This is a genomic window from Mycobacterium sp., from assembly GCF_050701675.1.
In the GTDB taxonomy this organism is placed as follows: Bacteria; Actinomycetota; Actinomycetes; order Mycobacteriales; family Mycobacteriaceae; genus Mycobacterium.
Genome location: NZ_JBOGDD010001011.1, coordinates 1 through 8,035 on the forward strand (window position 1 = coordinate 1; position 8,035 = coordinate 8,035).

Below are 8,035 nucleotides of genomic sequence, written 5' to 3' on the forward strand. Positions count from 1 at the left end.
GCACGGGACACACCTCCTGCTTGGGAACCATAGGGACCGCCGCGCCGCCGCAACATCACCGATTGCTGCCGTCAATCCGGCAGCGATACTGAACGATCTCCTTAGGATGGTGGGGTGCTGGACGTACGCCGACTCCGCTTCCTGGTCGAGCTCAGCCACCACGGGACCATCGCGGCGGTGGCCGAGGCGCTGCACATGAGCCCGTCCGGCATCTCACAGCAGCTCGCCCTGCTCGAGCGCGAGGCAGGCACGTCGCTGCTCGAGCGGGTTGGTCGCGGCGTGCGGCTCACCGAGGCGGGCCGGCGCCTCGCCGAGCGGGGCGCCGACATCCTCGCCGCGCTCGAACTCGCCCAAGCGGAACTGCGCTCCGGCGCGGAACCGCCGACCGGCACCTGCCGGGTGGCCGCCTTCGGCAGCGCCGCCCGTGCGTTGGTCCCGGCGCTGCTCGACTGCCAGCGGCAGCATCAGGGACTGCGTGTGGAACTCGTCGAATCCGAGCCCGAGGTGGCGATCCCGGCACTGCTGAGCGGCGAGTTCGATCTGGTGGTGAGCGAGGAGTATCCCGGCAGCAGCCCGACACCCTCGCGCCACGTCAACCGCGAGGTGCTCGGCCACGACCCCCTCGAGATCGTGTCGGCCACCTCACTGCTGAAGGGACGTGATCTGGTGAAGGCGGGGGCGACCTTGCCCTGGGCGCTGGAGCCCATTGGGGCCGCCTCCCGGGCCTGGGCCGTCCAGCACTGCCTCGGGCTCGGCTTCACTCCGACGGTGCAGTACGAGTCGTACGACCTCGATCTGCTGCTGTTCCTGGTTCACCAGGGCGCCGCGGCCAGCATCCTGCCGAGGCTGGTGCTGCCGCCACAACGCGAGACCGCCGCGCTCACCCGGATCGAGACGGGATGGTCGCGCACCCTGGTCTCGCTAGCCCGTCAAGCCAGAGAGCGCGACCCCTCGGTACGCGCCGTCCGGGGAGCGCTGCGCGGGCAGTTCTGCCAATCGGCAGAAACACTGACTGATGACGTTCAGTGACAGGCGCTGTTCTCGCGCCGTACCGATGGTGATACTTGGTCCATAGCGACCCGGACTAGGGCAGGAGTGCGTATGCCGAAAGTAGCGTTGACGACCGACATCGGTGAGGGACTGGGTCGCTGGAGTCTGGGCGACGACGACGCGCTGCTCGACATCGTCACCAGCGCCAACATCGCGTGCGGATTCCACGGCGGTGACCCCGGCATCATGCGCCGCACCTGCGCCATCTCCGTCAAGAATGGCGTCGCCATCGGAGCCCAGGTGAGCTACCGCGACCTCCACGGTTTCGGACGCCGGTACATCGCAATCCCGGGCAATGAGCTGCGCGACGACCTGCTCTACCAAATGGGGGCACTGGAGGTCTTCGCCCGCATCGCCGGCGGCAAGGTCGACTTCATCCGCGCACACGGCGCGCTGTGGAACGTTGCGGTGAAGAACACCGAGCACGCCCAGGCCCTCGTCGACGCAACGTTGGAATTCAACAAGGACCTGCCCCTGCTCTCACCGGTTGGCACCGAGCTCTGGCGGCTCGGCGAAGAGGCCGGCCTGCGGCTGGTCGCCGAGGCGTTCGTCGACCGCGCATACACGCCCGAAGGACTACTGCAGCCCCGCACCGAGCCGAACGCTCTACTGACCGATCCCGACGAGGCGGCAGCCCGGGCCGTGCAGATGGTCATGGAAGGTCATCTCACCGCCGTCGACGGCAGCGAGGTCGACGTCAAGGCGGAGGCGCTGCTGGTGCACTGCGATACGCCACGGGCCGTCGAATTCGCGCGCAAGACGCGTGCCGCACTCGAGGCCGCAGGGGTCGAGCTCGTTCCCGTTCGGTGACAGCCGGCTCGACGGTCGCCCCGGTCCTGCGCCCGTGCGGCGACTCGGCGTGGTTACTCGACCTTGGTGACAACGGCCTGGTGCACCGTTGGGCTCGCGCGGTACGAGACGCCGAACTGTCGGGCGTCTGCTCGGTGGTCCCCGGACTGACCACACTGCTGGTGGGTTTCGATGCCGACGTCACCTCCGCGGCCGCGATCCAGGCGTCGATCGCCCGGATCGAACCCGGCCCGGCGACCGATGGCGCCGACGAGCGGCACGTGATCGACGTGCACTACGACGGCGAAGACCTCGACGACATCGCCCGGCTCACCAGGCTTTCCGTCGATGAGGTGGTGGCCGCACACACCGGCACCCCGTGGCGGGTGGCGTTCTGCGGGTTCGCCCCCGGATTCTCCTATCTGGTCGGTGGCGACGCCCGGCTACGGGTGCCGCGGCGCGACGAAGCCAGGGTCCGGGTACCGGCCGGAGCCGTCGCCATCGCGGGCGAGTTCTCGTCGATCTACCCGCGGATGTCGCCCGGCGGCTGGCAACTGCTCGGCCACACCGATGCCGTGCTCTGGGACGTCGCCGCGGATCCGCCCGCGATCCTGCGCCCCGGCGCGGTGGTGCAGTTCCGCGACGCGGGCCGATGACCTCGCTCACCGTCGAATCCGTGGGAATGCTGGCCCTGCTGGAAGACCGCGGCCGGTGCGGTCTCGCACACCTGGGCGTCGGCCGGTCCGGCGCCGCCGACCGCGCGTCGTACGACCTCGCGAACCGGCTGGTGGGCAACCGGCCCGACGCCGCATGCATCGAGGCCACCCTGGGCCGGCTCGTGTTCCGGGTCGACGCGACGGTCCTGGTCGCGGTAACCGGCGCCCCGGTGGCGATCCACTGCGGCGACGGGGACCAGTCGGTCAACACCGCCTTCGCGGCACACGCAGGCGATACCGTCACCCTCGGTGTCCCGACGGCCGGCCTTCGCAGCTACGTTGCACTGCGCGGCGGTCTCGCGGGTGAGCAGGTGCTCGGATCGGTGTCCTGGGACACGATGGCCCACCTCGGAACACCGCCGCTGCGGGCCGGCGACGTATTGGGCATCGGCGACGCGGCTGGGGCATGGCCGGCGGCCGACTGCGCGCCCCTCGCAGCGATGGACGATTCAACGCTCGAACTTCCGCTGCTGCTCGGTCCACGGGACGACTGGTTCACCGATGAGGCACTCGACCGGCTGGCCACCGAGCAGTTCACCGTGAGCTCCGACGCCGATCGGGTCGGAATCCGGCTGGACGGTCCGGAGCTCCCCCGCCTGCGGACGGGCGAACTCGCCAGCGAGGGCGTCGTTCTCGGCGCCCTGCAGGTACCGACCAGGGGCAGGCCCACGCTGTTCCTGGCCGACGCGCCGGTCACCGGCGGATACCCCGTCATCGGGGTGGTGCCGCGGTCCGGCGTGGACCGCGCCGCGCAAGCGGCTCCCGGCACGCGTGTCGGATTCAAGCCTCATCGCTAGCCGTGCGAACTACCCCCGGCGATGTACGGGAGTGACAAATCAGCGGGGAGTCAATGGCTACGGGTGACATAGGAATCGATGACGGGCCGCCATACCGTGAACTCCTAGCAGCCCTTCAGACAGGGAGGATGAACATGCCGGCGACGTTCGGGCTGGCCGTGGAGAATTTCACATCGGCCCAGAAAGCACCCCGGATCGAGGAGCTGCTCACCACAGCTCGGCGAGCCGAACAACTTGGATTCAATTCACTGTGGGTGTGGGACCACCTCTTCCTCGGCAGCCGACAACCCTTCCCGCAACTGGAGGCACTCACGACGCTTGCGGTGCTGGCCAGCCACACCACGACGATCGAACTCGGCACCGGCGTGCTGGTACTGCCGATCCGCGACCCTGCGCTACTTGCCAAGACGGCAGCCACGATCCAGGCGATTTCCGGCGGCCGGCTTCGGCTGGGCGTCGCGGCCGGGTGGTACGAGCGCGAATTCGATGCCACCGGAACGCCTTTCAAGAAGCGCGGACAGATCTTCGAGCGCAACTTCGAGATCTGCAAAGAACTGTGGACCAACGAAGAGGTCACCGGCACCTGGGATGACTTGTCGTTTCGCCGGGTGAAGATGCTGCCGCTGCCGCAACCGCGCCCACAGCTGCTGATCGGCGGTTACGTCGACCGGGTGCTCAAGCGCGCGGCAACGCTCGGCGACGGCTGGCTGACCTACTTCTACACCGCCGACGCGTTCGCCCAGTCGTGGGCGAAGATCCAGCGGTTCGCCGAGGAGGCGGGGCGCGACCCGGCCCAACTGCACTCCCTCAACCAGTTGCCGATCTGCATCGGCTCCTCGAGGGAGGAGGCCAAGGCCCGCACCGGCCCGTGGCTGGCGTCGTACTTCGACACCCCGGAGTGGAGCAACGCCACACCCGACAGCGCCATCTGCGGCACCCCGGAGGATTGCGCCGAGCAGATCGCGGCGCACATCGACGCAGGCGTCCAGGAGATTTGCCTGATCCCGCACGAGTACGACCTCGAACAGGTGGAGCGGTGCGCCGCGGAGGTTCTGCCCCTGCTCGGCAGCGCCGTGGGGGCGGCGTGAACGCCCGACTGCTCACGCCGGGCGTGGACACCGCGCGTACCGAACTCGAGGGGCTGCGCCGGCCCGTCGGCGAAAAGCTCACCACCGCAACGGAGGCCGTCCGCCGCCTGGTGCCGAACGACGCGGTGATCGGGGTGGGCGGCACCAACCACGCTCGCACCCCGATGGCGTTGTTGATCGAGGTGCTCCGGCAGGGCCGCAGCGGCCTGACCATGGCTCGCCCTCTGTCCTGCTTCGAGGCCGAGCTGATGCTGGCGACCGGCATGGCCGACCGGCTGATGACCAGTTGGGTCGGCATCGGTCACGGCTGGGGGCTGGCCCCGGTGCTGCGACACCTCGTGGAGTCCGGTCGGGCGACCTTCGAGGAGTGGAGCCATCTCGGCATCGGACTGCGCTACAAGGCCGGTGCCATGGGTGTGCCGTATCTCCCCACGGTCAGCATGCTGGGCTCCGACATCGACCGGCAACTCGGCCTGGCGAAGGTCACCTGCCCGTACACCGGTCAACTGCTGAACGCGGTGCCGAGCCTGAATCCCGACGTCGCGCTGGTGCACGTGCAGCGCGCGGACGCGAACGGAAACGCACAGATCGACGGCTATGAATTGATGGATGCCGATCTCGTACTCGCCGCTCGTCGTGTCATCGTCTCCGCCGAGGAGATCGTCAGCACCGACGAGCTGCGCCGCGACCCCGGCCGCACCGTCATCCCCGGCTTCGCGGTCGACGCGGTCGTGCATCAGCCGATGGGCGCCTATCCGCACGAGTGCTACGGGTACTACGAGGCCGACCTCGCCGAATTCGCCGCCTACATGACGGCCGTGAAATCGGGTGGTATCGACGGGGCACGAGCTTACGTCGATGCACTGGTCGCCCACCCCGACCACGACGCGTACCTCGGTTCGATCGACCCGGCGCGGGTGGCGGCGGCGCGTCTGACCGCTCGGGAGATGATGCCGCGATGACCGATACGTCCGCACGCCGGGCCGAACTCCTGGCCCCGGTGCCGCAACATCCCGACGCCAAGCCGGACGAGATCATGACGGTCGCCGCCAGCCGTCTACTCGAGGACGGCAAGGTGCTGTTCGCCGGAATCGGCCAGCCGCTGGTCGCCGCCGCGATGGCCAAGCGCCGCCAGGCACCGCACCTCACCGTGCTGCTCGAGGGCGGGATGATCGGCATCGAGTTGATGCCCGGCGAGCTGCCCGCCTCGACCAACGAGGTCCGTGCCGCGATCGGCGCCCTGATGCTCACCGGCGCCACCGACATCTTCCTGATGGCGCAGCGCGGCTTCTTCGACTACGGGTTCATTGGCGCCGCGCAGGTCGACCGGTTCGGCAACGTGAACACCAGCATCGTCGGCGACCCGGCGAAGCCGACGGTGCGGCTGCCCGGCCCTGGCGGCGCCAACGACATCGCGTCGATGTGCCACCAGGTCGTGGTCGTGACCCAGCACGAGCCCCGTCGGTTCGTCGAAAGCGTGGACTTCGTGACCAGCCCGGGCTTCCTGACCGGCGGCACCAGCCGACGCGACTGCGGCCTGCTGGACGGCGGCCCGCGCTGGGTGGTCACCGATCTGGCCCTTCTCGACTTCGCCCCCGGGTCGCACCGGATGCGGGTTCGGGCATTGCAAGCCGGCGTGACCCTCGACCAGGTTCAGGCCGCAACGGGTTTCGAGTTGCTCGTCCACGATCTGCTCGACGAGCTGCCGCCGGTCGACGACGCCGAGTTGGCACTGCTGCGCCACCTCGTCGGGGGCACCGACGGCGATGGCGAGGTACCGCGATGACCGTTGACCGGACGATGCCGACGACCGCCGACCGAACGCCGGCGACGTGTTTCGAATACCAGCGTGCCGAGTCCTGGGCCGATGCCGTCGAGCTGCTCGAGCTGTGGGACGGCGAGGCCAAGATCCTCGCGGGCGGACAGAGCCTGGTCCCGATGTTGAACCTGCGGTTGGCCTTTCCCGCCGCGCTCATCGACGTCAACCCGATTCCCGCCGTGGACCCCCGGGTCGACGGCGATCACCTCGTCATCGACGCCAACACCCGACACCGGACGCTGATGACCTCGGACGCCGTCCGCACGCATGCTCCTCTGCTGGCACACGCGGTCCGGTTCGTGGGCAATGTGCGGGTGCGAAACCGCGGCACCTTCGGCGGCTCACTGGCCCATGCGGACCCGACCGCGGAGATCGCGTCGATCACGCTGGCGCTGGGCGGCGAGATCGTCGTGCTGGGCCCGACCGGCGAGCGCTCCATCCCCGCCGACGACTTCTTCGTCACCTACCTCACCACGGCTGCCGAACCCAACGAGGTCGTGACCGGTGCCCGGCTTCCCGTCGCTGGCGACGCCGGCTGGGGATTTCACGAAGTCGTCCGTCGCTATTCCGATTTCGCCACCGTGAGCGTCAGCGTCCTGGCCCGGGCCGATGCATCCGGCCCGCGGGTACGGGTCGTGTTGGGCGGCGTCGCCGATCGGCCGCTGCTCGTGGACGACCAACTCCTCGAGCCTGCGCTGTCCGACCCTGGCCACCCCGACCGCGCCCGGGAGAGCGCGGAGGCGATCGCGGCAGCACTTGACCCCGACACCGACCTGCACGCAACCGCCGACTACCGACGGCGACTGGTTGCCGTGCACACCCGACGCCTGCTGGAACAGGTGCTCACCGAGCAAGGAGGCGCAGCATGATCCGAACCCAGCTGACGCTCCGCGTCAACGACCACGACCACGAACTGTGGGTACGCAACGACCGCACCCTGCTCGACGTCCTGCACGACGATCTGGGCATGCCCGACGTCCGCTACGGCTGCGGCGAGGGTGTCTGCGGGACCTGCACGGTCCTGATGGACGGCGAACCGGTCAGCGCCTGCTGCATGTATGCCGTACAGGCGGAGGGGCAGGAAATCGTCACGCTGCGCGGCTGGTCCGACCCGCAGGACGACGCCCACCCGCTGCAGAAGTGTTTCCTGGAACGCGGCGCCTCGCAGTGCGGCTTCTGCACTGCGGGCGTGCTGCTGACGGCGGCCGCGCTGGCCGAGCGCAACCCTTCGGCGACGCGTGACGACATCCGCTACGAGTTGGTCGGAAACCTGTGCCGCTGCACCGGATATCAGGCCATCGTCGACGCGGTCGAAGACTATCTGCAGGCTCCATCCGGGCAGACCGCGAACCCGGGTGATGCCCAATGACCACCGTCGAGCCCGGGACCACACCCGATACCACCGAGCCGCCTGGTGCGCCCGCCGAATTCGACCCGGACGCCGATTCCGGGCCACTGGAACGCGAACGCAACTTCCGTATCGTCGGGCAATCGCCTGCACACCACGACTTCGTCAACAAGGTCCGCGGCACGTTGTTGTACGCCGCCGACTGGAGCCTGCCGGGAATGGTGCACGGCAAGGTGATCCGCTCCGACGTGGGACCCGCCAAGATCGTCCGCATCGACACCTCGGCCGCCGAGCGGCTCGAGGGCGTGGTGGCCGTGCTCACCGCTGCCGACATCCCGCACAACGCGATCGTCGAGCACGCCAGCGGCGGGCTCGGCGAGCTCACCATCGATCAGCCCGTGCTCGCGTTCGACCGGGTTCGCTACGTC

9 protein-coding genes and 1 pseudogene are annotated in these 8,035 nt (G+C 69.1%); all 10 read left to right on the forward strand.

Features of this window, described 5'->3' with window-relative positions:
* Positions 1-114: 114 nt before the first annotated feature.
* A complete protein-coding gene (locus tag ACRDUX_RS30900; protein WP_526419663.1) occupies positions 115-1,029 on the forward strand; it encodes a LysR family transcriptional regulator in 915 nt (304 codons plus the stop codon).
* Positions 1,030-1,101: 72 nt separating this feature from the next.
* Positions 1,102-1,860 carry a LamB/YcsF family protein gene (locus tag ACRDUX_RS30905; RefSeq protein ID WP_526419665.1) on the forward strand — a complete coding sequence of 253 codons (759 nt, stop codon included), beginning with the start codon at positions 1,102-1,104 and terminating at the stop codon, positions 1,858-1,860.
* Entirely contained in the window at positions 1,857-2,495 is a 639-nt protein-coding gene (locus ACRDUX_RS30910; protein ID WP_526419667.1) for a 5-oxoprolinase subunit B family protein, read from the forward strand. Before ACRDUX_RS30905 ends, ACRDUX_RS30910 begins: the two co-directional genes overlap by 4 nt.
* On the forward strand, positions 2,492-3,352 hold the full coding sequence (locus ACRDUX_RS30915) for a 5-oxoprolinase subunit C family protein (protein ID WP_526419669.1): 861 nt from the start codon (positions 2,492-2,494) through the stop codon (positions 3,350-3,352). The genes ACRDUX_RS30910 and ACRDUX_RS30915 overlap by 4 nt, the downstream gene beginning before the upstream one ends.
* A gap of 134 nt (positions 3,353-3,486) precedes the next feature.
* Positions 3,487-4,440, forward strand: a complete 954-nt coding sequence (locus ACRDUX_RS30920; RefSeq protein WP_526419671.1) for an LLM class flavin-dependent oxidoreductase — start codon at positions 3,487-3,489, stop codon at positions 4,438-4,440.
* Positions 4,437-5,402: a CoA transferase subunit A gene (locus tag ACRDUX_RS30925; RefSeq protein WP_526419673.1), complete on the forward strand. Its 966-nt coding sequence runs from the start codon at positions 4,437-4,439 to the stop codon at positions 5,400-5,402. Before ACRDUX_RS30920 ends, ACRDUX_RS30925 begins: the two co-directional genes overlap by 4 nt.
* The gene (locus tag ACRDUX_RS30930; RefSeq protein WP_526419675.1) at positions 5,399-6,226 is read left to right on the forward strand and encodes a CoA-transferase subunit beta; all 828 of its coding nucleotides are present in this window, start codon (positions 5,399-5,401) and stop codon (positions 6,224-6,226) included. Before ACRDUX_RS30925 ends, ACRDUX_RS30930 begins: the two co-directional genes overlap by 4 nt.
* Entirely contained in the window at positions 6,223-7,128 is a 906-nt protein-coding gene (locus ACRDUX_RS30935; protein ID WP_526419677.1) for an FAD binding domain-containing protein, read from the forward strand. The genes ACRDUX_RS30930 and ACRDUX_RS30935 overlap by 4 nt, the downstream gene beginning before the upstream one ends.
* Complete coding sequence (locus tag ACRDUX_RS30940; protein WP_526419679.1) at positions 7,125-7,628, forward strand: (2Fe-2S)-binding protein; 504 nt, start codon at positions 7,125-7,127, stop codon at positions 7,626-7,628. Before ACRDUX_RS30935 ends, ACRDUX_RS30940 begins: the two co-directional genes overlap by 4 nt.
* Positions 7,625-8,035: pseudogene (locus ACRDUX_RS30945) on the forward strand (hypothetical protein); the annotation flags it as partial. The gene ACRDUX_RS30940 and the pseudogene ACRDUX_RS30945, both read left to right, overlap by 4 nt.

Bases quoted from the DNA above. Each gene is read 5' to 3' on its own strand.
- ACRDUX_RS30935 (WP_526419677.1), top strand. From the start codon at position 6,223: ATGACCGTTGACCGGACGATGCCGACGACCGCCGACCGAACGCCGGCG.
- ACRDUX_RS30940 (WP_526419679.1), top strand. From the start codon at position 7,125: ATGATCCGAACCCAGCTGACGCTCCGCGTCAACGACCACGACCACGAA.
- ACRDUX_RS30905 (WP_526419665.1), top strand. From the start codon at position 1,102: ATGCCGAAAGTAGCGTTGACGACCGACATCGGTGAGGGACTGGGTCGC.
- ACRDUX_RS30920 (WP_526419671.1), top strand. From the start codon at position 3,487: ATGCCGGCGACGTTCGGGCTGGCCGTGGAGAATTTCACATCGGCCCAG.
- ACRDUX_RS30930 (WP_526419675.1), top strand. From the start codon at position 5,399: ATGACCGATACGTCCGCACGCCGGGCCGAACTCCTGGCCCCGGTGCCG.
- ACRDUX_RS30915 (WP_526419669.1), top strand. From the start codon at position 2,492: ATGACCTCGCTCACCGTCGAATCCGTGGGAATGCTGGCCCTGCTGGAA.